This window comes from Clostridium thermopalmarium DSM 5974 (assembly GCF_002995795.1).
GTDB lineage: Bacteria > Bacillota > Clostridia > Clostridiales > Clostridiaceae > Clostridium_H > Clostridium_H thermopalmarium.
This window is the reverse complement of sequence record NZ_PVXN01000018.1, coordinates 20,950-47,341: the sequence shown is the minus strand read 5'-3', so window position 1 is coordinate 47,341 and position 26,392 is coordinate 20,950. Positions and strand designations below refer to the sequence as shown.

The following is a 26,392-nucleotide window of genomic DNA, read 5'->3' as shown; positions in this document are numbered from 1 at the left end:
TTTCATTTTTAAACCCTAAATTTTTTCCAGTAAAAATCGGAATTTACATATTTCAATTATTATTCATCTAAACCATTACATATCAAGGGGCTACGCCCTATTTATTTTTTAATCTGCGAAACTTCTGAGATATTATAAAAATTTAAAATTAAATTTAAAAAACATTAGGTAGAGTAACCTTTTCTGAATTAACCATTTCCTCTAATAAAAATTTTACTTCATGAATTGTTGCAAGGCAATCTACTTTGTCTTCATTTTTAATATATTGGGTTAGTTTTAAAATATCGTTACTTATGGTTTCGATATGGGAATGGTTAATAAAAGCTGGAATTATATTTGAATCCTTTTTCCATTCCTCTAAAAAGTTCATAGAATTATTATATGCTTCTTTCCAGGATTCATTTACTATAATTGACTCTAAAATATTTGCTTTATTTGAATAATATTCAGATTTATTTTCAACATATTTTGTTGAAAATATCATAAGTACTATCAATAGTGTGAATAATGAAAATGAAGCTATTGTGTTTTTCACAGTGAATCCTCCCTATGTTTCTTCTTATTTATCTTTAAGTTGATAAAAAAATTTACCTTTAGAATCTATAGTGGCTATAAAAACTTCTTTTACAGAGGATATATTATTAATCTTTAATTGATTATAAAGCCATTCTTCTGTTTTGTTTATAAGTTTTAAATTTGATTTATTTATTTTTCCATCTAAAATCAAGGTTACAGGAAGTTTCTCTTGTGGAGAATTTATTTTTAAATCTTCTTTTGTTGCAGGAGAAATATTTGTCTTAGGCATTATAGATAACTGTCCGCTGGTTTCTAAAATAGCATATTCAACATCTGAAATATTATAATAGCCATTGAGCCTCAATTCTTCTATTAAATCATTAAAACTCAATTTTTGATTTCGTAGTTCTTTTATATCTATTTTACCTTGCTTTATTAAAATGCTTGGTTTGCCTGTTAATATTTCTGCAGCTTTTTCACTTTTGAGTTCTATGAGAGTTATTATAGTTTGAATCATTAGTAAAGTTAATATAGGAATTATTCCATGTATAAGAGGAATTCTTATATCTTGCATAGGAAATGAAGCTAAATCAGATATCATAATTGCGATTACAAGTTCAAAAGGTTCCAATTCTCCAATCTGCCTTTTACCCATTAAACGCATGGTTAATACTACTAAAGAATAAAGTATTATAGTTCTTATTAGTACTATGAACATAAATCATTCCCCTTTCAGAATAATATTTTTACCTAATATTAAAAAATTATAATATATAGTAAGTAACTCATATATATGCTGCAGGTATATAATAGTAGTATAAGTGACCATACTTATATAAATAATAATCAATCATAAATATAGGCCAAAAATAAACGAAGATAAAGAAAAACAATATGCAAATGGAGGAATGTGGTATGAGCAAATTAAATATTATCCTAAGGGGTGGAAAAAGTTTAAGTGTTGATAAAGGGACAACTTTATATGAAATTGCAAAACAGTATAGAATAGAAAATAACAGACCCTACGTATTAGGAAAATTTAATGGGAAAGTATATGAGCTTTCTTATGAGCCTGAAGAAGATGGATATTTTGAGCCTGTTGATTTAAGGGAAAAGATATCTATTCTTGCATATAAGAGAAGTTTAAAATTTGTGCTTATAAAAGCTGTACATGATTTATACCCTGACGCTAAAGTTACTATAGAACATTCTTTGAGTAAAGGATTGTTTGGAGAGATATACAAGGAAACCCCTCTTAATGAGGAAGATATAGTAAATATAAAAAAGAGAATGCAGGAAATAATAGACCAAGATATGAGAATTAACAAAGTAATTGTAAGCAAAGAAAAAGCTGTTGAAATTTTTAAAAAATCTAATATGGATGATAAATTGAGAATATTGCAACATACAAATGTGAATGAAGTAACTCTTTATGAGCTTGAAGGAATGTATGATTACTTTTATGGACCTATGGCATTTTCAACAGGAACACTTAAGGTATTTGATATAATGTATTATGCTCCAGGATTTATTCTTATGCTGCCTTCAGAAGATAATCCAAGTATGCTTCAAAAATTTGAAGATCATAAGAAATTAGCTAAGATATTTTATGAAGCAGAGCAATGGGGAAGAATACTTGATATAGCTGATGTTGGAGCATTAAATGATAAGGTAGTAAATGGTGAAATAGTTGATATTATTAGGATAGCAGAAGCACTGCATGAAAAGAAAGCAGCTTATATTGCAGATATGATACACAGCAGAAAAAATGTGAAAATTGTATTAATAGCTGGACCGTCTTCTTCAGGAAAGACTACATTTACAAGGAGATTAGCTATACAGTTAAAAGTTAACGGCATGATACCAGTTCAAATATCTTTAGATGATTATTTTGTGGATAGAGAAAATACTCCTAAAGATGAAGACGGAAACTATGATTTTGAATCTATTTATGCCTTAGATTTAGAATTATTTAATAAAAATCTCAATGATTTACTAGAGGGAAAAGAGGTAGTTGTTCCTCAATTTGATTTTATAACAGGCAGCAGAAAATGGCATGAAAAACCTTTAAAACTTCCTAAGAATGGTGTAATTCTAATTGAAGGAATACATGGATTAAATGAAATTTTAACTTCTTCAATACCAAAGGAGAACAAATTTAAAATATATATAAGTGCACTAACACAATTGAATTTAGATAATCATAATAGAATAGCTACAACTGATGTTAGAATAGTAAGAAGAATAGTAAGAGACTATTTATCAAGAGGTTATAATGCAGAAGATACTTTAAAAATGTGGCCTTCTATAAGACGGGGAGAAGAGAAAAATATATTTGTATTCCAAGAGGAAGCAGATGTTATGTTTAACTCAAGTTTAATATACGAATTATGTGTTTTGAAAAAACATGCTGAACCTCAGCTTTCAAAGATTTCTAAGGATAGTCCTGTTTATTATGAAGCAATGAGATTAAAAAGTTTCTTACATTTTTTCAAGGATGTAGATGATGACTTAATTCCAGATAATTCTATACTTAGAGAGTTTATAGGTGGAAGCTGTTTTTATAAATACTAGAAATATTTTATGCTAGAATATCCTCATTTATAAATTTAAAGAACTTATTACGGTTGGTATGTATATAATACCACAAAAAGTGTAACCTCATTTATCACTAGTCCATACACTAAAAGAAGATAGCAATAGATACAGAGTGAGGGATTAAGTGACGAAAAAGTATATATTTACATTAATATCTATAATAGCAATTTTTATTAATACCCCTTTTGTTTTAGCAAATACAATAATTTATTCTGTGGCAATAATTCCAGTTGCAATATTGCTTGGGGATCTTACCTCAGTAATGTCTCAATATATAGGAGAGAAAAGAGGAGGGCTTTTAGCTGCTACCATTGGAAATTTTCCAGAGCTTATGATGGGAATATGGTCTATAAGCTTTGGAATGGTTCCTATGGTTAAATCTGCTCTTGTAGGTTCTATAATAAGTAATATGCTTTTAGTTCTTGGTATATCTATATTTTGTGGAGGCATTAAGCATAAGGAACAGAGATTTAACAAAATAGTAGCAAGAACAAACTTTAATATGCTCCTTTTAGCTATGTCTGCTATGTTGGTTATGGCATCTATAGACAGTTATAGCAATTTATCTGGAAAAATAATGTTTACAATAAGCATAAAGGTATCAATTGTTTTAATAGGAGTATATATATTAGGGCTTATATTTTCTCTTTATACCCACAACAATCTTTTTGTAATAAGCGAAGGAATAGAGGAGAAAGGGAATAAAAGAGATAAAAAGAGAAAAAATATAATAGTAATTAAAATAATATTGGAATCAATATTACTATTTATAATTAGTGAAAAACTTACTTTTAGTATAAATGAGTTAGTAAATAAGTATAGTTTATCTCAGCAATTTATAGGAATAATACTCATACCTATATTAGGAAACATGGGAGAGAATGTTTCAGCTATAATCTGCGCCGCGAAAAATAAAATAAATATGAGCTTAGAAATAGCTATTGGCTCAAGTATACAAATTTCACTATTTGTAACTCCTATTTTAATAATTTTTTCATACTTTATGGGAGTTCAAATGAACTTTGTCTTTAGTCATTTTCAGATTATGATGAGTGCTATAGCTATAGCTATGTCATACTTTGTATTCCAAGATGGTAGAACCTATTGGTTTGAAGGTGCTATTTTACTTGCTATATATACAATGATTACTATGGGATACTATTACTTAGCATGAATTGATGTTTTAATTAATATAATTATTATGATATCAATTCATAAGGTGATTAAGTGGGGAGCAGGAAAGTTATACACACATACTATACAGATATTAATAATCTAGCAGACTTATTGGGCAAACTGGTAAATTCGTACAGATTGTTGATTGGCGGAGCAGATGAATTGAATAAAATAGCTTTATCAAGGAAAAGTGATGTAAGGGATGCTTTAAAAAGAGCAGATAAACTTGGAGATATAATAGATGAAATTATAGACATGTTAGAAAAGTCTAGCAATGGATATTTAGATTATTGTGAACTAAAATCTGAGATAATAAAAGGAAAACTTAATGAAGGATATATATATACAGAAATTGAGGAAGATTTAAGTTTTAAAGAATAAAAAAAGTGTGAGCTTTCACACTTTTTTTATTCTCAATCTACTTACCATAAGATAAGAAAGTAAAACCATTAACATACCTGTTAAAAATACATTAGAAGCATTACTCATTGTTATAAATGAGTATAAGGAAAGCAACATTCCAGCTACAGTTATAGGAACTCCCACAAAGGCTCCGTCAAATTCAGTACAATTATATCTCGCTAATCTATAGGCACCAGATAAAGGGAAAATCAAAACTAATAAATATCCTACTAATCCTAGACTCATAAGATCATATAAGTTGAAAACTAAAATTGAAGGTGCAACGCCAAAGGAAACTAAATCAGCAAGAGAATCAAGCTCTTTTCCTATATCGCTGGCTGCATCTAAAAATCTAGCAATTCTTCCATCATATCTATCCATAACACCTGCTAATAGGATAAATATACAAGCCGTTCTATAGTCTCCTTTAAATGTCATTATTAAAGATATAAGACCACATGCCAGATTTCCTAAAGTAAAGGCATTTGGTAATGCACTTCTGGTCATCATAATATCACTCCTAAAAATTATTGCCTGAAATTAAATACAAATAAAAATTAATGTTTATTATAATTATATATTATTTTGGACAAATATTTAAGTAGGAAAAAATTTTTTTTATAAAAACTTAATATAAACATATTAAGAGGAGTTTTGGTTAAGAATAAGCTTGGGAGGTGTTTTTCATGGAAATAAAAAATATAATGACAAAAACCGTAGCAACTATAAATGCAGAAGATACAGTAGAACGAGCAGCTCAAATGATGAAAGAATACAATGTAGGTTCTATACCGGTTTGTAGAGGAGAAAAGGTGGTTGGAGTAATTACAGATAGAGATATTGCTTTGAGATCTTGTGCTGAAGGAGAAAATGCTAGGCAGCAAAAAGTAAAAGATATAATGACTTCTAATCCGGTTACAGGAACACCAAATATGGATGTTCATGAAGCTGCCAGAATAATGAGCGAAAGACAAATAAGAAGGCTTCCAATTGTAGAAAATGATAAGGTTGTGGGAATAGTTGCACTAGGGGACTTAGCAGTTGAACCACAGTTTGCAAATGAAGCTGAAAGCGCATTAAGTAGCATTTCAACCCCAGCTAGTCCACAAATATAAGAATATACACTAAATTTATTATAATTTAATGACAATATATTAATTCAAAGTAAGAAAATAACTTCACTTATTCATTGCTTTGTTTATACAAAATTTAAACTGTAGTTATAAATTTTTCCTAAAAGCCTATGAATTTTCATCATAGGCTTTTTTATATTCATAATTAAGGCTATAATATATAATATAAAAATTAAATGAGGCAATTTTACTACTTTGATAGGAGAGTTGAAATGAATAGAGTAAAATTTATTTATAATCCGTATTCAGGTGAAAACACAATCATAAATGATATAGACACAGTAATTATGATTCATCAAAAATATGGTTATATTGTTGAACCATTTAGAATTAGTATGGATTATGAATTAAGTGATGCATTTAAGAATATTGATGAAAGTTTTAAATATATATTAGTTGCAGGAGGAGATGGAACGGTAGACAATGTAGTAAATCATATGAAGTTTTTAGGCATAAATCTTCCTATTGCTGTTCTTCCAGTAGGAACGGCTAATGATTTTGCAAAGTTCATAGGAATGCCTCTAGACGTAGAGAAAGCTTGCGAACAAATACTGACCAGCAGCCCAGTGGATATTGATATAGGAAAAATAAATGATAAATATTTTGTAAATGTAGCTAGCACAGGCCTATTTACAGATGTATCTCAGAAGACAGATGTAAACTTAAAAAATACCATAGGGAAGCTTGCTTATTATGTAAAGGGGATAGAGCAAATTCCTAACCTTAGAAAACTTAAGATAAAGGTATCTTCATCTCATATGGAGTTTGACGGAGATATGTATTTGATGCTTGTTTTTAATGGGCAAACAGCAGGAAACTTTAATCTGGCATATAAGGCGGATTTAACTGATGGAATGCTGGATGTAATCATAATAAAGGCTGGTATGATAAAAGATATAATATCTCTATTTATAAAAATATTGAAGAGTGAGCACTTAGAACATTCAAAGGGGCTTATTTATTTTAAGACAGATAAGCTATATATAGAGTGTCATGAGGATATAGTAACAGATATAGATGGAGAGAGAGGTCCTGATTTTCCTGTTACTATAGAATGTATAAAGGGAGGATTAAAGGTTTTAGGTGTAAAATTTACAAAAAGTGAAAAAGTATGAATAAATAATATGAATATAAAATAATTATAAGTAACAGTAATTTCATGGGGAGAATATATTGAGGACTTATATTTATTTGATATTAATATTGGTTACGATGTTGATTATTTATAAGGGTTTTAAAAATACTATTAAATATGCTCCGAATAGAATAAAATTTATTTGTACGGGAATATTTGCTGCAATGTTTCTGAGATATTGCTCAATACTAGTATTAACTATATCAAAAGATATGAGATACTTATATTTATTAAAGCCTATTTATTTTTTAAATCTTTTATGTATATTAATTGCAGCATTAACATCCATGTACATATTGATGAGAAACGATAAAATAAAGTTTTTATATATGTTTCCATTAAGTCTAATATTAGTTTTAATTTATGGATACTTGATTTATAAATATCCTGCAAGACTAAGCTTGGATATTATATATGGATATTATATTGAATTTATAGGTAATCCATACATATACATTGGATATATGCTAATGAATGTGCTTTTTATAATTTTAAGCATGAATATCTATAGAGCAAATATAGATAAAAAAGGAATCATATTTATTGTGTCTGCATCTATAGGGATTATATTAGAGACAATGTTATATGTACTTGGAAAAGAAATCTTCATTCATTTAATCATAGGAGATCTTTTGTGGATGATAACATTAAATTATGCAATTTCAAAGCTAAATAAATCTTCAATTACCAGTAAAAAATGATCGCTAATCCCTAGTGGCTAATCTCTAAAAATAGAGACTAGCAGCTAGGAATTAGCGATTTGAATTTTATTTTCGTGTTTTAGTATGTCTTTTTCCTTTAATGCCTTTGTGTTTGGTATTGTTCTTATTTTTGCCAGTATTTTTTCCTTTGATAGGTCTAGGTGGTATTAAGCAGTTTTTACCAAACCCTATTAAGTCTTCTCTGCCAGCTTTTATTAGAGCTTTTTTTACTAAAGAGTAATTTTCAGGCTTTGAAAATTGAAGTAAAGCTCTTTGCATAGATTTTTCTTCAGGAGTTTTAGGAACATATATTTTTTCTCCAGTAAGGGGATTTATACCTGTATAGTACATAGCGGTTGAAAGGCTTCCAGGTGTTGGATAAAAATCTTGTACCTGTTCAGGATTATGTCCCATAGTTTTTATATAAAGTGCAAGTTCAATTGCTGCGTCTAAATCACTTCCAGGGTGGCTTGAGATAAGATAAGGAACTAAAAACTGTTTTTTACATAGTTTTTTATTCATAGCTTCATACTTCTTTTGAAATTTTTCATAAACATCATTTTTAGGTTTTCCCATAGCTTCAAGCACTTTATCATTTATATGCTCAGGTGCTACTTTTAATTGGCCGCTAATATGATGTTCACATAATTCTCTAAGAAAAGTATCATTTTTATCTTGAATTAAGTAATCAAATCTTATTCCAGAACGGATAAAGACCTTTTTAATCCCAGGCAATTTTCTAACCTTTCTTAGAAGGTCAAGATATTCATTATGATCTACCTTTAAATTTTTGCAAGGAGTAGGAAAAAGACATTGTCTGTTTTTGCAAACACCATGTTTCTTTTGATGATCACAAGCTCTGTGTCTAAAGTTTGCAGTAGGGCCTCCAATATCGTGAATATATCCTTTAAAATCATCTAAAGTTGTTAAGAGTTTAGCCTCATTTATAATGGATTCCTGGCTTCTGTTCTGTATGGATCTTCCTTGATGGAAATTAAGTGCGCAGAAGGAACAACCACCATAGCATCCTCTATGGCTTGTTATAGAAAACTTAATTTCATTAATAGCAGGAATTCCCCCATCTTTTTCGTACATAGGATGGTAGTTCCTAGCATAAGGTAATCCATATACTGTGTCCATTTCAGACTGGGTTAAAGCTTCTTGAGGCCTATTTTGTACAATATATCTATTACCATGTTTTTGAACTATAGTTCTGCCATTTATGCTGTCTTGCTCATAATATTGTATTTTAAAGCTATCTGCGTAGGCTTTTTTACTATTTACACACTCCTCAAAAGAAGGAACTTCTATATAATCTTCTATATTTTCTAAAGAGTTAGAGATATAAACAGTACCTCTGACATTTGTTATATTTTTTATGTCCATACCATACCTAAGTAAATTAGCGATTTGAATTATAGTTTTTTCGCCCATGCCATATATTAATAAATCAGCTTTACAATCTACAAGTATACTTCTTCTTATTTTATCGTCCCAGTAGTCATAATGGGCAAAACGTCTAAGACTTGCCTCTAAGCCTCCTATTATTATGGGAACGCCATTATAAGCTTCTCTAGCTCTATTACAATATACAATTAAGGCTCTGTCTGGCCTGTGTCCTCCTTTCCCACCAGGAGAAAATACGTCGTAATGCCTTTTTTTCTTGGATACAGTATAATTACTTACTAAGGAGTCCATATTACCAGAGTTTATTAAAAAGCCATACTTTGGTTTACCAAGTTTCTTAAAATCATCTACACTATGCCAATCAGGTTGAGCAATAATTCCTACATTAAAGCCTTCATGTTCAAGCACGCGTCCAATTATTGCTGTGCCAAAGGAAGGGTGATCTACATAAGCATCTCCAGTTATTATTACAAAATCTAATTGGTCTATATTTCTTGCCTTTAAATCTTCTTTGCTTACAGGTAAAAATTTTTTATTTAATCTCATTAATTAAGTCCCTCCAAATCTAGTAATAATATTAACATAATAAATATAAAATATAAACAAAACATTTTATTGAAGGAGAGTATAATAATAGGGAAGAGATATACAAAAAATAAAGAAAAACTTAAGATTAGTTAAATAATAGAGTAAAACCTTGAAATTTGATTTAAAATACAACTATATTAATATAAACTAATAATTTTACTGTAAATGATTAAATACGGTTGCATTTTAATCTAATTATAATATAATTTATATTAGAGATGTGTTATATGAAATTTTTATAAACAGAATTTTAATTTTGTTCAATGTTTTAAGAAGAGGTGAGATATCAATGGAAGCTGGTCCCCTTAGTAGGAGATCAAAACAAAATTTAAAATTAAATATGGAATATAGAGGAAATCTCTTTTTAAGGTTAGGGAGTTAGAAGTTAGATTAAATATACATCAATTAATAATATTTAATTATACATTAATTAAGAAAAGAATTTATAAATACAAAGTTAAAGGTTAGAAGTTAGAAATTATAAATTCAAATTAATAATTAAGAGTTGATAATTAATATTATCAGTTGTTAAATATTAATTTGCTAACCTACTAAATTATTTAGTTTGGGTTTTGAACATACTAACTCTCTGACTTCCAACCTTTAAATTAGTACGTGGGTTTCCTCTATATTGAAAGGAGGAATATCCATGAAAAAACTTAGCAGCTTTTATTTAAGTGAAATACTCCACAAGGATATTTATGATGAATACGGTGACTGTATAGGTAAACTATGCGACATCTATGTTACAACAGGTAATGGATATCCTAAGGCTATAGGATATAAGGTGAAAAAAGGTGGAGACATAAACAATTATGAATTTAGAAGCATCGATTTTTATAATGATGATTCTAAAATAGTTATAAAAGTTAGAGGTGTTAAGGATATTATTCCTAGGGCATACTCTTACCTTTTGTCTAAAAACTTATTAGACAAGCAGATAGTTGATATAAATGGGAAAAAGGTTGTAAGAGTGAATGATTTAAGAATAGCCTGTATTTCTACAGAAATAAGAGTAATAGCTGTTGAAACGGGAATGCTAGCTTTAAGCAGAAGATATGGTTTGGATAGGATTGTTAAGTTTTTATACAAGCTTTTTAGAAAAGAAGTTTATGATACAGTTATAATGTGGGATGATGTTGAATCTTTAGAGATGGTAGATGATAATTTAAAAATTGCAGTTCCATATAAAAAGATTTCAGAGTTACATCCGGCAGATATTGCTGATATACTAGAGGAAGTAGATTTGAAGTATAGAAATAAAATATTTGAAAGTTTAGATGAACATTTAGCTGCAGATACTTTAGAGGAAATTGACCCTGAAATTCAGGTGGATATACTAGAAACTATGAATCAGTCTAAGGTATCTGGTATTTTAAATAATATGTCCAATGATGAAATTGCTGATATCTTAGAAGAATTAGATGAAGAAATGGTAGAAAAACTTCTTATGAATTTAGAAACAGAGGATGAAGAAAAGGTAAGAGATCTTATGAAATATGAAGAGGAATCCGTAGGAAGTATAATGAATACGGATTTTGTTTCGTTTAATTTAAATATAACAGCAGCTGAAACTTTAGAGCTTTTAAAAGAAATTCAGCCAGAGGATAAAGTATCCCACTATATTTATATAACTGATCAAAATGAAAAGCTTCAAGGTGTAGTATCTTTAACAGAACTAGTATTTTGCAAGGGAGATATGAAGCTAAGGGAAATAATGAAAAAGGAAATTATAAAGTTAAGCGATGATGAAAGATTAGATACAGCAATTAAAAAGTTTGTTAAATATGATCTTATAGCTATTCCAGTAATAGACTCTGAGGAAAGACTTCAAGGAGTAGTAATTATAAATGACATAATAGAAGAAGTTTTTGAAGAAAAATGGAAAAAGAAGTTAAAAAGAGCTGTGTAAAGCATAAAAAGGACTGTTTATATTAATATAAGCAGTTCTTTTTTGTTTTTTATAAATAAATAGGTACTTTGGAATAAAGAGTGTATTTTTTATAAAGTTGCACAAAATATAAGTAAGGAAGAATCTCTTTATATACTTATTTTAGGAGGAAAGTATATATGAAAAACAGGTTAGGATGGAAAAGAATTAGCATATTAATTATAGTAATCATGTTTTCATATGTGAGTACATCAAGATTAATCATTCCTTACTGCAATAGTGTAAAAACTGCAGTTTATAAGTATGGATCTAAAGATGCAATTGTAACAGAAATTCAAAGAAGATTAATAGCATGGGGATATTATAAAGGAAATATGGATGGAATTTATGGATATGAGACCTATCTTGCTGTTAAAGAATTTCAAAGGAAAAATGGTCTTACCGTTGATGGAATAGCAGGAAACGCTACATTAGCAGCTTTGGGAATAAATCCAGGACCTGGAGGAGGCTCAAGTGCTAAAACCAGTACTGCTTCTTCAAATGCAGCATCATCCAATAATTCGGATTTAATGCTCCTTGCAAGATTTATAAATGGAGAAGCAAGAGGTGAGCCTTATGAAGGGCAGGTAGCTGTTGGAGCGGTAATTTTAAATAGAGTAAGACACCCAGATTTTCCTAATACAATAGCAGGAGTTGTTTACCAGCCAGGCGCTTTTACCGCAGTAGTAGATGGTCAAATACACGCTGAAATGCAGGAAAGCTCTATTAAAGCAGCAAGAGATGCTTTAAACGGATGGGACCCTTCTGGAGGTGCTCTATACTACTTTAATCCTAGAACAGCTACAAGTGCATGGATTTGGTCAAGGCCTTTGATAAAAGTCATAGGACAACATAGATTTTGCAAATAATGTTGACAATTCTATAAGTAATGAATATAATAAAAATATAATTCTTAGTAAAATAGTAAGAAATACAGTGAAGAAGGAAAGTAGTGTAAATTGGATATTTCAGAGAGGAAATCATATGCTGTGAGATTTCTATATCACATTTATGCGAAGTGCCCTTCGGAGTTTTGCACCGAAAGATAAAGTAGGCTGCAACGGTTTTATCCGTTATAGTAATAGAGCATATAACTCCATTTTGTTTTGGGAGCGTGCTTGAAATGAGGTGGGATTTTATCCAATTAGAGTGGAACCGCAGAGTGTAATAGCTTTGTCTCTAGATATTAGAGATAGAGCTTTTTGTTTATGTAATTTTATTTTGATGGAGGGGGAAATTTATGATGAAATTTTTTAAAGCGATCAAATATGATATAGATAATATATTAAAAAATGATCCTGCAGCAAGAAATTTTTTAGAAGTATTATTACTTTATCCGTGTGTACATGCAACAATCTATTATAGGGTAGCACATGGGCTATACAAAAGAAAGTTATACTTCCTAGCTAGGCTAATATCTCAATTTGCTAGATTTATCACAGGGATAGAAATACACCCAGGTGCAAAAATAGGAAAAGGATTTTTTATAGATCATGGAATGGGAGTAGTAATCGGAGAAACTGCAGAGATAGGGGATAATGTAACTTTATATCATGGTGTAACTTTAGGTGGAACAGGTAAAGACCAAGGTAAAAGACATCCTACTGTAGGAAATAATGTAATGATTGGATCTGGAGCAAAGATATTAGGTCCAATATATATAGGAGATAACTCAAAGATAGGAGCAAATTCAGTGGTACTAAAGGATGTACCGCCAAATTCAACAGTAGTAGGAATACCGGGAAAGGTTGTAAACAAGAAGGCTAAAAATGTGGTTAAAATTGAGGATTATGGAATAAAGGATCAATGCGTGAGATAATAGATGCTAGAATTGTAGGTTAGTAAATATGGATTATAAGGAATGTATAATTAAATATTGTTATGAAATAGGTTTAAGTCAGATTGGATTTACTAAGTGTAGAGTGTTTCATGAACTTAAGGAATTTCTCACTAAAAGAAAACATGAAAATATAGAAAATGAATTTGAAGAGAAAGATATAGAAAAGAGAATAAATCCTTTTTTGTATATGAAAGAAGGAAAAACTATAATTTCACTAGCCTTTCCATATATGCATGAAACTAGTACTAAAGCTGATAAATATTTTTCTAAGTATACCTTAGGTAGAGATTATCATGAAGTTGTAAGTAAATATTTAGAGAGCATATGTAACTTTATAAAAAGCTTAAATGGAAAAGCAATATACTTTGTTGACAACAATGCACTGCCAGAGAGATATATAGCATATCTAAGTGGAATAGGCTTTATAGGCAAGAATAATATGGTAATTACAGAAAGGTATGGTTCTTATATTTTCTTAGGAGAAATAATAACAGATTTAGAAATAGAAGAAGATATGCCTAAGGAATCTAAGTGCGGAAATTGTGATATTTGCATAAAGGCATGTCCTGGAAGATCTATAAGTGAAAAAGGATGTAATCCAAATATATGTTTATCATATATAACACAAAAGAAAAATATTAACGAAGAAGAAATTTCTAAGCTTAAAGGCAAAATATTTGGATGTGATATTTGTCAAGATGTTTGTCCATATAACAAACATATAGAATTTTCTAAGATTAATGAGTTTGAACCATTTGATTTTATGAGAAATACAAACTTTCAAGAAATACTAAATATGAGCAAAAAAGATTTTAATGAGAAATACAAGATGACCTCATGTGGTTGGAGAGGAAAAAGCGTACTTCAGAGAAATGCGCTTATAAATTTGGCACATATGAAGAGGTTAAAAGAAGGAAAAAAATTCAATTCACCTTATGTTGAAGAATATTATAATAAGCTTTTGAAAAATTCTAAATTTTGATGTATATTAGTTATATGTAGAAATAGAATCTGAAAGGTGGAATTTGTAGATGATATCCCCAACTATGAGCAAAATTATAGGTCATCTTCCAAAAGGTCTTGTAAGGTTTATATCTAATAAACTTTTAAATGGATATATAAATAAGTATGCACACATTAAGGTTGAAAATAAGGAAAAATTGAATGATATAAAGAAGCCAGTAATATTTATATGCAATCATCTTAGTAATTCAGATGCTTTAGTACTAGATAGGGTGCTTAAGGACCATGATGTTACTTTTGTAGCAGGAGTTAAATTGAGCAGCAATCCTCTTACAAGTCTTGGGCTAAGCATAGTAAAGACTACACCGGTACACCCTAATTCAGCAGATAAAGAAGGCATAAAAAAGATTATTCAAATTATTAAAAGTGGCAATAATGTTTTAATTTTTCCTGAGGGTACGAGAAGTAGAACTGGTAAGATGATAAAAGGAAAAAAAGGAATTATATTAATTTCAAAAATATGTAATGTTCCTATTGTACCTATAGGAATGACAGGAACAGAAAAACTTCTTCCTATTAATATGGAAGGAAAAATGGAGATGGAAAGATTCCAACATTCAGACATTATTGTTAAAATAGGGGAACAATTTTATCTTCCAGAAAAATTAGAGAAGGAATCTAAAAAAGATTATGAAGAAAGAGCTTTAGACTTTATTATGAGAAATATTGCTAAACTTTTACCAGAAGAATACAGAGGTGAATACCAGTAAGGGCAGTAAAGAAGCTTAGAGAGTTTAAGTGCTGTGCTGAGTTTAGACTGTTTAGTGAGTTTAGGCGCTGATGCATAAGTGAAGGTGCAAGGTGCAGTGGAGAAAATAATGCTGAATTAAGCGGGGCTTAATTCAGCATTATTTTATAAGAATTTGTTACTATAAATCATAGATTAAGCTTAATGTATAAGTTAGATTAGATTATAACATTCTAATCAGCGAAAGGTTTGATTTTTAAAAGGCTGGTGTTGATAAAAGGAGAGAAAATGATATGAAGAAAAATGTTGATGAAATATTGGATATACTTGAAAAAATTTATCCAGATGCTCAGTGTGAGCTTATTCATGAGAACCCTTTTCAGCTTTTAATAGCCACTGTATTAAGCGCACAGACAACAGATAAAAAGGTAAATCAAGTTACGGAAAAATTATTTAAAAAGTATAAAACACCTAATGATTTTGCTGTTTTAGAGCAGGATGAGTTAGAAAAAGAAATAAGAGAAATAGGCTTATACAAAAACAAGGCTAAAAATATAATAGGTCTATGCAAGATGCTGATAGATGATTATAATGGAGAAGTTCCAAGGACTATGGAGGAATTAATTAAGCTTCCTGGAGTTGGAAGAAAAACTGCTAATGTAGTATTATCTAATGCTTTTGGTGTTCCAGCAATTGCAGTGGATACTCATGTGTTTAGAGTGGCTAATAGAATAGGCATTGCTAACAGCAATAATGTTGAAGGAACAGAAGAGCAACTAAGAAATAATATTCCAATGGAACGATGGTCAAAGGCTCATCATCTTCTCATATTTCATGGAAGAAGAACCTGTGCTGCAAGAAAGCCAAAGTGCGAGAATTGTCCTTTAGCGCCGCAGTGCAAGTATCTAAACGGAGAACAATAAATTGATTAGAAGTTTAGAAAGTTTGATTTTTTAAACTCTCTAAACTTCTAAACTAAAAATATTATCTATATATGTAATTTTAACTTTATGCTTTAAGCTAAACAATTTAAAATCCAATTAGTTGCTGCTAAGCACTTTGTTCAGCTCGTTACTTAGCTCTTCCATAGTATAAGGCTTATTTATTACTCCTTTAAAACCATAATCTTTAAAATTTGATATAACTCCGCCGGCAGAGTAGCCGCTAGATACTATGGCTTTAATTTTTGGGTCTATTTTAAGAAGGTGTTTTATGGTCTCTTCTCCTCCCATACCACCTGGAATAGTTAAGTCCATTATAACTGCATCGAAGGCATCACCTAAAGACATAGCTTTTTTATACAATTCTATAGCTTCTACACCATCTTTACATGATACAACTTTATAGCCCAGATGCTTTAGCATAGCAGATAAGGTTTTTCTTATATCTATTTCATCATCCATAACAAGGATTTTATTTTCTCTGTTAATTAATTCGTATTTTGGTTCTTCTATTTCAATAGGAACTCCCTCGCAGGCAGGTAGATAAATTTTAAAAACAGAACCTTTATCTAATTTAGATTTAACTAAAATATGACCATTATGCTTTTTTATTATAGAATAAGCTGAAGCAAGTCCAAGTCCAATACCAGTTTTTTTAGTTGTAAAGTAAGGATCAAATATTTTGAGTAACTTATCTTTGCTTATTCCACAACCTTGGTCTTTTATAGAGATACAAATATATTTTCCGGGACTAAGGCCCACTATCTCATTTTCTGAAAGTTCAATATTTCTGCATCTAATAAATATGTAACCTCCATTAGGCATGGCCTGGTAAGCATTTATTACTAAATTACTTATTACTTGACTCATTTGAGCACAGTCTATTTCAACAGGCCATAAATTGCTAGGGATATACATTTTACAAGCCACGTTTGAGCCACTTAATGCTAAATTAGTAGTTTCTTTTATCAAATCATTTATATAGGTTACTTTTTTAAAAGGTTTGCTGTCTTTAGAAAAGGTAAGAAGCTGTTTAGTTAAACTTTTTGCTTGTAATACAGTTTTTTCTAAGTCTGAAAGTTTTTTTGAGATTTTATCATCAGATTTCACATAGGTTTTCATTAAAGATATATTTCCTAAAATTATAGTGAGTATATTATTGAAATCATGGGCAACACCTCCAGCTAAAATGCCTATGGAATTAAGTTTTTCCATTTTTAATAATTCTTCATCGCTTTGTTTTCTTTTAGTAATATTTCTTACTATGGAAATAACTTTATTATCTGATAAGGGTATTAGTCTAGCTTCAAAGTACTGAACATCTTTTTTTAGAGGAAGCTCATACTCAAAAACAACTAAAGATTTTGTTTTTAAAGCTTTCAAAATAGCAGATTTAAACTGAAGCCCAGTGGGGTTGCCATATATTTCATGTACTTTTTTTCCTATAAGTTCATTTAAAGGAAATATTAAGTTGTCTGAGTCTTTTGTTTTACAATCTAAAAATGTACCATTTTTATCAAGTACAAAACATATGTCTGGAAAAGCTTTAATAATGGTTTCTAGTTGAATTTTTTTCTCTCTTAGTCTTTTTTCTGCTATTTTTCTAAATGTAATATCTACACCAAATTTTATATAAGACCAATTAGAGATTGGTGATGACTGAGAAGTTGAATACCAGGAAATAATCTTCTCTGTACCATCTTTACATATAATAGTTGATTCCATGTCTTTGTATTCATAATTCAATTCTTTACACTTATCTTCGATTAACTTTCTATATTCATAATCAGGATATAACAAAATATTTGGATTCTTAACAGAAAGCATTTCCTCACGAGTATATCCTGTAATCCTTTCACATTCATTATTCCAAAGTATCATATTCCCTTCATTATCAAAGGCCTGTATCATAACAGGCATATTATTCAAAATTAATTTAAGTTGTTCTTTCATTTTTTCTAAAGCAAGTTGAAGATATTTCTTTTCAGATATATCATTAATAACTATAAAAGTTAAATTAAGACCATTAATTGGCTCTGAAATTCTATTAACCTTAAGTTCCAGATATGTATTTCCAAATTGCTTTTCAAAAATATATTCTTGAAGGTTTTTCGCTAAAAATTTTTTCATAGGCTCTATAAATAAATTGGAAAATTCTAGTAAAGTAATGTGTAATCTTTTCAATAAATCTTCTCCTGGTAAATTAGTTCCTAAAATTTTATATTTAGAATCAAGTATAATAATTGGTACCGGAATATTTTTTAACAATTCAACATAAATAGAGTAATTATACATAAATGCAATTCACCACCTATATGCTTCGAGTTAATTGAGTAAAAGAACTACTTTATATACACTATTCTATTATTTTTGAAAAAAACCTTCTTTTTACATAATTTATAACAAAAAAGGAACGAATGGAATTAAAATCCTGCAACGTTCCTTTTAATTTTACTTAATTTTGCAATAATTAACAATAAGTTCTAAAGTAGATATAAGGGAATCCATATGGGTTCTTTCATAGGCGTGAGAAGCAAAAACGCCAGGTCCGATTAAAGCAGTTTTTATATCCCATCCAGCTTTCAGAGCTGCAGATGCATCTGATCCGTAATGAGGATATATATCTATTCTATAGTCTATGTTGTGTGTTTTGCATAAGTTTACAAGCTTTTTTCTAAGTTCATAGTCATAAGGGCCAGAAGAATCTTTTGCACATATGCATACAGTGTATTCAGAAGAATTTTGATTAAGTCCAGGTGCCCCCATATCTACAGATATGAATTCTTTAGTAGAAACAGGTATAGAGGCGGAGGCACCATGGCCCACTTCTTCATAGTTGCTTATAAAAAAGTTAGTTGTATAAGGAAGAGGTATATCATTGCTTAACAGATAGTCTATAGCATATAAAAGTACAGCAGTGCTGGCCTTATCATCTAAGTGTCTGCTTTTAATAAAGCCATTATCTGTTATTGTAGTTCTAGGATCTAAAAATATAAAATCACCAACATTAATTCCTAGATTTAGAGTATCCTCTTTAGAAAATACTTTTTCATCTAAAATAACTTCCATGTTTTCAGGAGTTCTTTTAAGATCATAAGCTTCATTTCCACTTATGTGAACAGATGGCTTTAAAGATTGAACTGTTCCGGTATAAGTTTTATCATCTAGAGTCAAAATAGTGCAATTTTCTCCCTCAATGGAATTTCCGGTGAATCCGCCTATTAGACTTATACCAAGCTTTCCATCAGATTTTATCTCGCTAACCATAGCGCCTAAGGTATCTACATGAGAGGAAAAAGTTCTTTGGTATTGGTTGTTTTCTCCTTTAAGTGTAACTATTATAGCTCCTTTGTTCGTACTAATATATGAAGCTTTTAAAGAATCGAGTTCTTTTTTTATATATTCCATTACTTTATAAGTGCAGCCAGAAGGACTAGGGATTGATAATATATTTTTTAAATAAGTTTTAAGTTTGTTTTTGTCATAATTCATAGTTTCATCACTCCTTTAAAAAATTTTATCATAATATGAAAGTATAGCCAATGTATAAACACAGTCCCATATGTAATTATTTAAAGTTTTGTAGTATAATAAGTTGGAAAGAGGGGAGAGATTAAATGGCTAGAAGTAAAAAAAATAAAAGAAGAAAAAATAGCAATAAGAGAATCAAAAATCTAGTATTTACAATCATTTTATTATTAATTTCAGCTGCTGTTAGTTATGTATATTTTATTACACAAAAATTCGATGATGTTATGTTCCCAGGAATTGTCGTTGAAAATGTGGAATTATCAGGAAAAACCAAGAAGGAAGCTGAAGAAATTTTAAAAGAAAAGTATTCAAAACCAATACTTAGTAAGAAAATAAATATTAAAACTCCGGAAAAAACTTATACCATAAATTGTTCCGATTTAAATCCTCAATATAATATAACAGAAGTTTTAGATGAAGCTTTTGCTTATGGTAAGGATTTAAATATATTATCTAGATATAAGCTTATAAAAAGTCCTGAAGTAAAAAAGTATAATCTTAAATTTTCATACAATCATAAGCCAGTAGATAAAATGATAGAGTCCATAAGCAAGGACATTAATAAAAAATCAAAGGGTGCAACAATTAAGATTGTAAACGGAAGCTTCCAGGTTACTGAAGATGAAAATGGCTTTGAGCTTGAAGAGAAAAAGTTAAGTGATGAAATTATAACTAAACTTAAAAATAACAGTAGTGGAGATATAAACATAGACGCCCCTATAAAAGTTATAGAATCTAAGATTAAAGCAGAAGCATTAAGAAAGGTTAATTCAAAGATAGGATCATTTTCAACCAATTATTCATCTTCTTCGGAAGCTAGGGCTACTAATATAAAGTTAGCCACTCAAAGCATTAATGGGACAGTGGTAATGCCGGGAGATACTTTTAGCTTCAATGAAGTTGTTGGAGAAAGGACAAAAGAAAGAGGATATAAGGAAGCTGGAGTTATAGTAAATCAAAAATTTGACTCTGGCCTTGGAGGAGGAATATGTCAGGTATCTTCAACTTTATACAATGCCTTAATAAGAGGAAATATAAAAACTACTGAGAGAGTACACCATTCTATTCCTTCTACATATGTTGATATTGGTCTTGATGCTACGGTTGACTGGGGAAATATTGACTTGAAATTTAAAAATACTTTCGATTATCCTATATATATCGAAGGCTTTACTTCAAATAGAAATGTGTATTTTAATATATATTCAAATTCTGAATTAGCAAAACGAACTTATGATATAACTACAGAAGTATATAGTACAATTGAGCCAACAATAAAATATATAGATGACCCATCATTACCAGCAGGACAAACAGAGGTAGAAAAGCAGCCTCGCAAAGGTTACAGAGTTAAAGCTTATAGAAATATCTATGAAAATGGTAAGTTTATAGGTAAGGAATTAATATCTAATGATTATTATGTACCGATAAATGGAGTAATTAGAAGAGGAACGAAAAAGTAAGATTAAATATTAAAAAAGTATTAATAAGTTAATTTAGAGTGCTTAATCCATATGGAAGAAACAAAAAACTTAGGATTAAGCACTTTTAAATTGAGAAAATTGCATCCCAATTTTCTTATATGTTATAATACTCTTTGATACTGTAAGGAATAGGTAATGTCAGCATAGTGGATGAAATTATAAAGGGGAGATTAATATGGCATTTAAGTTAGTGTGCTTGGACATGGATGGGACTTTATTGAACAGCAGTAAAGAAGTTAGTAATAGAAATAAGGAAGCCATAAAAAAAGCCCATGATATGGGAGTTAAAATAGCGATTTCTACAGGAAGGGTGTTTACATCTGCAAAATATTATGCACAACTTTTAGGGATAAATGCACCAATTATAGCTTCAAATGGAGCATATATTAGAGAAAAAGATAGAAATAAGGTAATATATAGTTCTACATTGAGTATAGAAGAATGTAAAAAGATACTAGGAATTATTAAAAATTATGATTTTAAAGTTTATTTTAATACTTTTAATACTATTATTTCGCCTAAACCCTACCCAAAAGGATATACTTATCTTGAGATGAATGAAGATTTATCAGATGATATGAAAATTAATCTTCATGTAAATCCTAATTTAGAAGAAGAATTTGTAAATAGAGATGGTGAAATACTTAAAGCTATATGCATTAGTGAAGACTACAGTACTCTAAAAAAAGCTAAAGATGAGATAATAAATTTAAAAAGTTTTGAAGTTGTAAGTTCTCTTGGAGATAATTTTGAAGTAATGAAAAAAGGAATTTCAAAAGGTAATGCAGTAAAAATATTGACAGAGTTTTATGGATTTAAAAGAGAGGAAGTTATTTGCATAGGCGATGGCGAAAATGATTTATCTATGATAAAGTATGCTGGATTAGGAGTAGCAATGGGAAATGCGCCAGACTATGTAAAAAAAGAAGCGGATTATATAACTGAAACTAATGACAAAGATGGAGTAGCTGAGATTATAGAAAAATTTATTTTACAATAAACCTATTTATATATGATGATATTTACTTTATTTTGTGGTTAATATAATATAGAGTTAAATTCCACTAATATAGGGGGGGCAACAATGAGATTAGATAAACCTAATTTAAATATAGTATTATTTCAACCAGAAATACCGCAGAATACTGGAAATATAGCAAGAACTTGTGTACTAACTGATTGTAGATTACATTTAATAAAACCTTTAGGATTTAGCATAGATGATAAGAGAGTAAAAAGAGCTGGCCTAGATTATTGGCCATTATTAGATATAGAAATTCATGAATCTTTCGATGATATGTTAGAGAAATATCCTGATGCCAATATATATTTATCAACAACAAAAGAAGCTAAATATCATCATGATGAAGTACAATATAAAAAGGGAGATTTTATTGTTTTTGGAAGGGAAACTTCAGGGTTACCTGACTATATAAGAGATAGATATGTAGAAAATAGAATACGAGTACCTATGGTAAATACTACTACAAGATCTTTAAATCTTTCGAATACTGTAGCTATAGTTGCGTACGAAGCTTTAAGACAATTAGGATTTCCAGGAATGAAGTAGGAGGTATAGACTATGGAGAAGATTAAGATAATCACGGATAGTACCTGTGATTTAAATAAAGAAATCATAGAAAAATATGATATAGAAGTCATACCTCTTATGGTTAGTTTTGGAGAAGAGAGTTATTTAGATGGCGTGACCATAAATATAAGAGAATTTTTAAAAAAAATAAAAGAAGAAGATGTTTTTCCTACTACTGCGGGAATAAATCCTCATAGATTTTACGAAATATATAAAAAATACTTAGATGAAGGATACAAAATTGTTTCTATTCATATTTCATCAAAAATGAGCGGCACATATCAGTCCGCATGTATGGCTAAAGAAATGCTTGAGAGTGATGATATATTAGTTATAGATAGTTTAAATGTAACTGCTGGATTAGGATTATTAGTGATAAAAGCAGGTGAATTAAGAGATAAAGGTTATTCCTTAGAAGAAATTGAGAAAGTTTTAAAAGAAACTATTCCTCATATAAAAAGTGGTTATGTATTTGTAAGCTTGGAGAATTTGGTTAAAGGCGGACGTCTTTCTAAAACCGCTGGAGCAATAGGAAATTTGCTGAATATAAAATTGATTTTAGCTGCAGTAGATGGAAAAATGGAAGTTTTGGATAAAGTAAGAGGAACAAAAAGAGCAATTAAGACGGTTTTGGGATATTTAGATAATTTGAATAATGAAGAGCCTAGTATATTACTTCATATAGATAATAAAGATATTTTACCTTCTCTTCAAGAGGAGTTAACTAATAGAGGCGTGAACTATATTGAATGTGAAGTTGGATGTGTAGTAGGAACCCATGCAGGACCTAATGCATGTGGAATAGCTTTCATAGAAAAATATAATTAAATTTAAACAATAATAAAAACACCCAAGAGATTAGGGTGTTTTTATTATATTGATATATGGAGGTGTAGAAAAAAGTATTGCATAGAATGATTGCAGAAAATTTTAATTATAATTACTTAATTCTTATGATATAATGATAATGTAATATGAAGCAGTATTATAATGCAAAGTGGTGATAAAATATGAAGATGGGGTTTAATTTAAGTTTAACTCAAGAACAAAAGCTAATAATGACTCAACAAATGCAACTATCAGTAAAGTTACTTCAAATGTCGAATTTCGAAATTCAAAGCTATATAGAAAAAGAGCTTCAAGAGAATCCGGTGCTTGATGCAGAGTATAAGAAAAATGATGTAGAAAAACCAAAAGAAGAAATAGATTATAAAAGTTTTTTGAAGTATCTAGAATTTGATGACTATGGAAATGGAAGCTATAGCAGAGAAAAAAGCGAAGATGAAGTGTCTCCGTTTAATTTTATCAGCGCTAAAAAATCACTTAAAGAGTTTTTAATGGAGCAAATAGTAGAACTGAATGAGGATGATTTTATTAAAGCTATATGCAAATATATGATTGAAAATATAGATAGTAGAGGATATTTGGATATAACCCTTGAAGAAATTGAAGAAGATCTAGCCATATCTAAAGAGTTAGCTGAGTCATGCTTAAAAATCGTACAATCACTAGAACCTCATGGAATCGGAGCTAGAGATTTAAAGGAATGTTTAAAAATACAGCTTCTAGCAAAAGGTTTTCAAGATGAAAACCTTTATAAAATAGTGGATAACTATTTAGAAATGATAGCTGAAAATAAGTATAATATAATAGCTAAAGAGCTAAAAATAGATGTGAAGAATGCACAAAAATATGGAGATTTGATAAAATCTTTAGAACCTAAACCTTCAAGAGGATTTTTTACTGGAGAAGAAACCAAGTATATAATTCCTGAGGCTTATATAAGAAAAATAAATGGCGAGTATTGCATTATAATGAATGATGCTTCTATTCCAAAATTAAATATAAATCAATTATATAAACAAATAATTAATAATGAAGATGATAAGAACACAGTAAAATTTGTAAAAGATAAATTAAATAGTGCTGTGTTTTTAATAAAAAGCATTAGACAAAGAGAAAACACTATATATAATATATTAGGGAAAATAATAGAAATTCAAAAAGATTATTTCGACTATGGAGAAGCTTTTTTAAAGCCTATGACTTTAAAAGAAATTGCAGATAGTCTAGGGATACATGAATCAACGGTAAGTAGAGCCATAAGAGAAAAGTATATTCACACAGAAAGAGGAACAATAAAAATTAAGGATCTTTTCACAACTGGAATATCTAGAGTAGATAGTTTCGAAGATATATCTACAAAGATAATAAAAAAGGAAATAGAAGATCTTATAAATAAAGAAGACAAAAGAAAACCTTTATCTGATCAGAAAATATGTGATTTGCTGAAAGAAAAGGACATTGATATTTCAAGAAGAACGGTGGCAAAATATAGAGAAGAAATGGGAATTAAGTCTTCAAGTAAAAGAAAAAGATTTTAATCAATACAAGATTTACCTGGAAGTTTTGTTTGTATAAATAAAATAGAATACTTAGTAAATAATAAAGGAAAAGAGAAATATCTTAAAAAAGATAAGTATCTTTTTCTTTATTATTTTTTTACAATAAAAATTTAACATTTTTTTTTATTAAATGTCTTTTAAAAAAAATATATTTGATTTATAATAATAAGTGGGACATATAGCAAACAAGTGGGACATTAAAAGGCCAAAGAGGTGTTATTTTTGAAGTATTTGGAAATAGAAAAAAGAGTGGTTCCGGAAGTGCTTGAATTGTTAGACAAAAGGTACAATATACTAACCACTATATATTATAATCAACCCATAGGAAGAAGAATGCTTGCAAGTCACTTGGGAATTGGAGAGAGAATAGTAAGAAGCGAAATTGGGTTTTTAAAAAAGCAAGGGTTGATAGATATTAATGCAGAAGGAATGACAGTAAATTATGATGGAAAGAAAATACTAGAAGCATTAAAGGAATTTGTCCATGACCTCAGAGGATTATCAGAAATGGAAGAATATTTAAAAGAAAAATTGAAACTAAGAAAAGTAATAGTTGTCCCAGGAGATATAGATGAAAATGAGCTTACTTTAGAGGAGTTAGGAAAAACTGCAGCTAATTTTATAAAAAGCATACTAAAAGATAAAAACATTATAGCATTAACTGGTGGGAAAAGCATAAAAAAAATGGTAGATAATATGCCAAAGACCAATGAATACAAAGATATTCTCATAATACCTGCAAGAGGTGGAATTGGAAGAAATGTGGAAATTCAAGCTAATACCTTAGTTGCAAGGCTTGCAGAGAGATTATCAGCAGATTATAAAATGCTTCAACTCATAGATAACGTAGATTATGCAGAGATATTTGCTATTTTAAATGAAGAAAGTATAAAAGAAGTTGTAGAAAATATACATAAGGCAAATATATTAATCTATGGTATTGGAAAAGCTGAAGATATGGCTAAAAAAAGAGGATTAAAAGATGAAGCAATAGATGAATTACGTCAAAAAAAAGCAGTAGGAGAGGCATTTGGATGTTATTTTAACATAAATGGAGAAGTTATTTTTTCAACTCCAACTGCTGGAATAAAAGGTGAAGATACCAAAAAAATTGAAAATATCATAGCTATATCTGGAGGACGTAGTAAAGCAAAGGCTATTCTAGGTGTACAGAGATTCAACTCAAATAATATTCTTATAACTGATGAAGGTGCTGCTAAAGAAATTATAAATATTATAAAAAGTGAGTGCCAATAAAAATATTCAAAATGTTAAAAATATATTTTAAATATATAAAAAAGAT

24 protein-coding genes and 1 other annotated feature are annotated in these 26,392 nt (G+C 29.4%); of the genes, 18 read left to right on the top strand and 6 right to left on the bottom strand.

Annotated elements, in window-relative coordinates; genetic code table 11:
• Positions 1–154 precede the first annotated feature (154 nt).
• The gene (locus tag CPAL_RS04585; RefSeq protein ID WP_106024173.1) at positions 155–535 is read right to left on the bottom strand and encodes a DUF4363 family protein; all 381 of its coding nucleotides are present in this window, start codon (positions 533–535) and stop codon (positions 155–157) included.
• Positions 536–559: 24 nt separating this feature from the next.
• On the bottom strand, positions 560–1,234 hold the full coding sequence (locus tag CPAL_RS04580; protein WP_106024172.1) for a DUF421 domain-containing protein: 675 nt from the start codon (positions 1,232–1,234) through the stop codon (positions 560–562).
• A 197-nt stretch (positions 1,235–1,431) separates the two neighbouring features.
• Between CPAL_RS04580 and CPAL_RS04575 the strand changes: the two genes are divergently transcribed.
• From CPAL_RS04575 to CPAL_RS04565, 3 genes are all read left to right on the top strand, one after another.
• Positions 1,432–3,090: an AAA family ATPase gene (locus tag CPAL_RS04575; protein WP_106024171.1), complete on the top strand. Its 1,659-nt coding sequence runs from the start codon at positions 1,432–1,434 to the stop codon at positions 3,088–3,090.
• Positions 3,091–3,238: 148 nt separating this feature from the next.
• The gene (cax, locus tag CPAL_RS04570; protein ID WP_061858102.1) at positions 3,239–4,288 is read left to right on the top strand and encodes a calcium/proton exchanger; all 1,050 of its coding nucleotides are present in this window, start codon (positions 3,239–3,241) and stop codon (positions 4,286–4,288) included.
• A 53-nt stretch (positions 4,289–4,341) separates the two neighbouring features.
• Entirely contained in the window at positions 4,342–4,671 is a 330-nt protein-coding gene (locus CPAL_RS04565) for a hypothetical protein (protein WP_106024170.1), read from the top strand.
• Positions 4,672–4,686: 15 nt separating this feature from the next.
• Here the strand turns inward: CPAL_RS04565 and pssA are convergent, their stop codons facing one another.
• Positions 4,687–5,199, bottom strand: a complete 513-nt coding sequence (gene pssA / locus CPAL_RS04560; RefSeq protein WP_106024174.1) for a CDP-diacylglycerol--serine O-phosphatidyltransferase — start codon at positions 5,197–5,199, stop codon at positions 4,687–4,689.
• A 179-nt stretch (positions 5,200–5,378) separates the two neighbouring features.
• Between pssA and CPAL_RS04555 the strand changes: the two genes are divergently transcribed.
• From CPAL_RS04555 to CPAL_RS04545, 3 genes are all read left to right on the top strand, one after another.
• Positions 5,379–5,807 carry a CBS domain-containing protein gene (locus CPAL_RS04555; protein ID WP_106024169.1) on the top strand — a complete coding sequence of 143 codons (429 nt, stop codon included), beginning with the start codon at positions 5,379–5,381 and terminating at the stop codon, positions 5,805–5,807.
• Positions 5,808–6,037: 230 nt separating this feature from the next.
• Complete coding sequence (locus CPAL_RS04550) at positions 6,038–6,940, top strand: YegS/Rv2252/BmrU family lipid kinase (protein WP_061858099.1); 903 nt, start codon at positions 6,038–6,040, stop codon at positions 6,938–6,940.
• 58 nt (positions 6,941–6,998) lie between these two features.
• A complete protein-coding gene (locus tag CPAL_RS04545; RefSeq protein ID WP_061858098.1) occupies positions 6,999–7,661 on the top strand; it encodes a hypothetical protein in 663 nt (220 codons plus the stop codon).
• Between the two features lie 66 nt (positions 7,662–7,727).
• Here CPAL_RS04545 and CPAL_RS04540 read toward each other — a convergent pair whose 3' ends face one another.
• Positions 7,728–9,614, bottom strand: a complete 1,887-nt coding sequence (locus CPAL_RS04540; RefSeq protein WP_106024168.1) for a YgiQ family radical SAM protein — start codon at positions 9,612–9,614, stop codon at positions 7,728–7,730.
• A 691-nt stretch (positions 9,615–10,305) separates the two neighbouring features.
• Between CPAL_RS04540 and CPAL_RS04535 the strand changes: the two genes are divergently transcribed.
• The 6 genes from CPAL_RS04535 (at position 10,306) to nth (ending at position 16,060) form a co-directional block, all read left to right on the top strand.
• On the top strand, positions 10,306–11,568 hold the full coding sequence (locus CPAL_RS04535; protein WP_106024167.1) for a magnesium transporter: 1,263 nt from the start codon (positions 10,306–10,308) through the stop codon (positions 11,566–11,568).
• A gap of 158 nt (positions 11,569–11,726) precedes the next feature.
• Positions 11,727–12,455, top strand: a complete 729-nt coding sequence (gene sleB, locus CPAL_RS04530) for a spore cortex-lytic enzyme (protein WP_106024166.1) — start codon at positions 11,727–11,729, stop codon at positions 12,453–12,455.
• A 58-nt stretch (positions 12,456–12,513) separates the two neighbouring features.
• Positions 12,514–12,770 (top strand) — a binding site (T-box leader).
• A 56-nt stretch (positions 12,771–12,826) separates the two neighbouring features.
• Complete coding sequence (epsC, locus tag CPAL_RS04525; protein WP_082787849.1) at positions 12,827–13,405, top strand: serine O-acetyltransferase EpsC; 579 nt, start codon at positions 12,827–12,829, stop codon at positions 13,403–13,405.
• A gap of 28 nt (positions 13,406–13,433) precedes the next feature.
• Positions 13,434–14,408 (top strand): tRNA epoxyqueuosine(34) reductase QueG, encoded by a 975-nt coding sequence (gene queG / locus CPAL_RS04520; protein WP_061858093.1) that lies wholly within the window; start codon positions 13,434–13,436, stop codon positions 14,406–14,408.
• 49 nt (positions 14,409–14,457) lie between these two features.
• On the top strand, positions 14,458–15,159 hold the full coding sequence (locus tag CPAL_RS04515; protein WP_061858092.1) for a lysophospholipid acyltransferase family protein: 702 nt from the start codon (positions 14,458–14,460) through the stop codon (positions 15,157–15,159).
• A 271-nt stretch (positions 15,160–15,430) separates the two neighbouring features.
• Positions 15,431–16,060 carry an endonuclease III gene (nth, locus tag CPAL_RS04510; protein WP_061858091.1) on the top strand — a complete coding sequence of 210 codons (630 nt, stop codon included), beginning with the start codon at positions 15,431–15,433 and terminating at the stop codon, positions 16,058–16,060.
• Positions 16,061–16,177: 117 nt separating this feature from the next.
• Here nth and CPAL_RS04505 read toward each other — a convergent pair whose 3' ends face one another.
• Together CPAL_RS04505 and CPAL_RS04500 are read right to left on the bottom strand one after the other, a co-directional pair.
• A complete protein-coding gene (locus CPAL_RS04505; RefSeq protein ID WP_106024165.1) occupies positions 16,178–18,373 on the bottom strand; it encodes a PAS domain-containing hybrid sensor histidine kinase/response regulator in 2,196 nt (731 codons plus the stop codon).
• A 156-nt stretch (positions 18,374–18,529) separates the two neighbouring features.
• Positions 18,530–19,570 carry a M42 family metallopeptidase gene (locus CPAL_RS04500; protein ID WP_061858090.1) on the bottom strand — a complete coding sequence of 347 codons (1,041 nt, stop codon included), beginning with the start codon at positions 19,568–19,570 and terminating at the stop codon, positions 18,530–18,532.
• Between the two features lie 125 nt (positions 19,571–19,695).
• Between CPAL_RS04500 and CPAL_RS04495 the strand changes: the two genes are divergently transcribed.
• The 6 genes from CPAL_RS04495 to CPAL_RS04470 all read left to right on the top strand — a co-directional run bounded on the left by CPAL_RS04495 (position 19,696) and on the right by CPAL_RS04470 (position 26,346).
• The gene (locus tag CPAL_RS04495; RefSeq protein ID WP_061858089.1) at positions 19,696–21,072 is read left to right on the top strand and encodes a VanW family protein; all 1,377 of its coding nucleotides are present in this window, start codon (positions 19,696–19,698) and stop codon (positions 21,070–21,072) included.
• A gap of 196 nt (positions 21,073–21,268) precedes the next feature.
• Positions 21,269–22,093: a Cof-type HAD-IIB family hydrolase gene (locus CPAL_RS04490; RefSeq protein WP_061858088.1), complete on the top strand. Its 825-nt coding sequence runs from the start codon at positions 21,269–21,271 to the stop codon at positions 22,091–22,093.
• Between the two features lie 84 nt (positions 22,094–22,177).
• On the top strand, positions 22,178–22,663 hold the full coding sequence (trmL, locus tag CPAL_RS04485) for a tRNA (uridine(34)/cytosine(34)/5-carboxymethylaminomethyluridine(34)-2'-O)-methyltransferase TrmL (RefSeq protein ID WP_061858087.1): 486 nt from the start codon (positions 22,178–22,180) through the stop codon (positions 22,661–22,663).
• 12 nt (positions 22,664–22,675) lie between these two features.
• Positions 22,676–23,512 (top strand): DegV family protein, encoded by an 837-nt coding sequence (locus CPAL_RS04480; protein WP_061858086.1) that lies wholly within the window; start codon positions 22,676–22,678, stop codon positions 23,510–23,512.
• 188 nt (positions 23,513–23,700) lie between these two features.
• The gene (gene rpoN, locus CPAL_RS04475; protein ID WP_207654915.1) at positions 23,701–25,068 is read left to right on the top strand and encodes an RNA polymerase factor sigma-54; all 1,368 of its coding nucleotides are present in this window, start codon (positions 23,701–23,703) and stop codon (positions 25,066–25,068) included.
• 243 nt (positions 25,069–25,311) lie between these two features.
• On the top strand, positions 25,312–26,346 hold the full coding sequence (locus CPAL_RS04470) for a sugar-binding transcriptional regulator (RefSeq protein ID WP_061858084.1): 1,035 nt from the start codon (positions 25,312–25,314) through the stop codon (positions 26,344–26,346).
• The last annotated feature ends 46 nt before the right edge of the window (positions 26,347–26,392 follow it).

Coding starts and splice junctions, on each gene's coding strand:
- CPAL_RS04580 (WP_106024172.1), bottom strand. CDS start 1,234: ATGTTCATAGTACTAATAAGAACTATAATACTTTATTCTTTAGTAGTA.
- CPAL_RS04575 (WP_106024171.1), top strand. CDS start 1,432: ATGAGCAAATTAAATATTATCCTAAGGGGTGGAAAAAGTTTAAGTGTT.
- pssA (WP_106024174.1), bottom strand. CDS start 5,199: ATGACCAGAAGTGCATTACCAAATGCCTTTACTTTAGGAAATCTGGCA.
- CPAL_RS04555 (WP_106024169.1), top strand. CDS start 5,379: ATGGAAATAAAAAATATAATGACAAAAACCGTAGCAACTATAAATGCA.
- CPAL_RS04550 (WP_061858099.1), top strand. CDS start 6,038: ATGAATAGAGTAAAATTTATTTATAATCCGTATTCAGGTGAAAACACA.
- CPAL_RS04540 (WP_106024168.1), bottom strand. CDS start 9,614: ATGAGATTAAATAAAAAATTTTTACCTGTAAGCAAAGAAGATTTAAAG.
- CPAL_RS04535 (WP_106024167.1), top strand. CDS start 10,306: ATGAAAAAACTTAGCAGCTTTTATTTAAGTGAAATACTCCACAAGGAT.
- sleB (WP_106024166.1), top strand. CDS start 11,727: ATGAAAAACAGGTTAGGATGGAAAAGAATTAGCATATTAATTATAGTA.
- epsC (WP_082787849.1), top strand. CDS start 12,827: ATGATGAAATTTTTTAAAGCGATCAAATATGATATAGATAATATATTA.
- queG (WP_061858093.1), top strand. CDS start 13,434: ATGGATTATAAGGAATGTATAATTAAATATTGTTATGAAATAGGTTTA.
- CPAL_RS04515 (WP_061858092.1), top strand. CDS start 14,458: ATGATATCCCCAACTATGAGCAAAATTATAGGTCATCTTCCAAAAGGT.
- nth (WP_061858091.1), top strand. CDS start 15,431: ATGAAGAAAAATGTTGATGAAATATTGGATATACTTGAAAAAATTTAT.
- CPAL_RS04505 (WP_106024165.1), bottom strand. CDS start 18,373: ATGTATAATTACTCTATTTATGTTGAATTGTTAAAAAATATTCCGGTA.
- CPAL_RS04500 (WP_061858090.1), bottom strand. CDS start 19,570: ATGAATTATGACAAAAACAAACTTAAAACTTATTTAAAAAATATATTA.
- CPAL_RS04495 (WP_061858089.1), top strand. CDS start 19,696: ATGGCTAGAAGTAAAAAAAATAAAAGAAGAAAAAATAGCAATAAGAGA.
- CPAL_RS04490 (WP_061858088.1), top strand. CDS start 21,269: ATGGCATTTAAGTTAGTGTGCTTGGACATGGATGGGACTTTATTGAAC.
- trmL (WP_061858087.1), top strand. CDS start 22,178: ATGAGATTAGATAAACCTAATTTAAATATAGTATTATTTCAACCAGAA.
- CPAL_RS04480 (WP_061858086.1), top strand. CDS start 22,676: ATGGAGAAGATTAAGATAATCACGGATAGTACCTGTGATTTAAATAAA.
- rpoN (WP_207654915.1), top strand. CDS start 23,701: ATGGGGTTTAATTTAAGTTTAACTCAAGAACAAAAGCTAATAATGACT.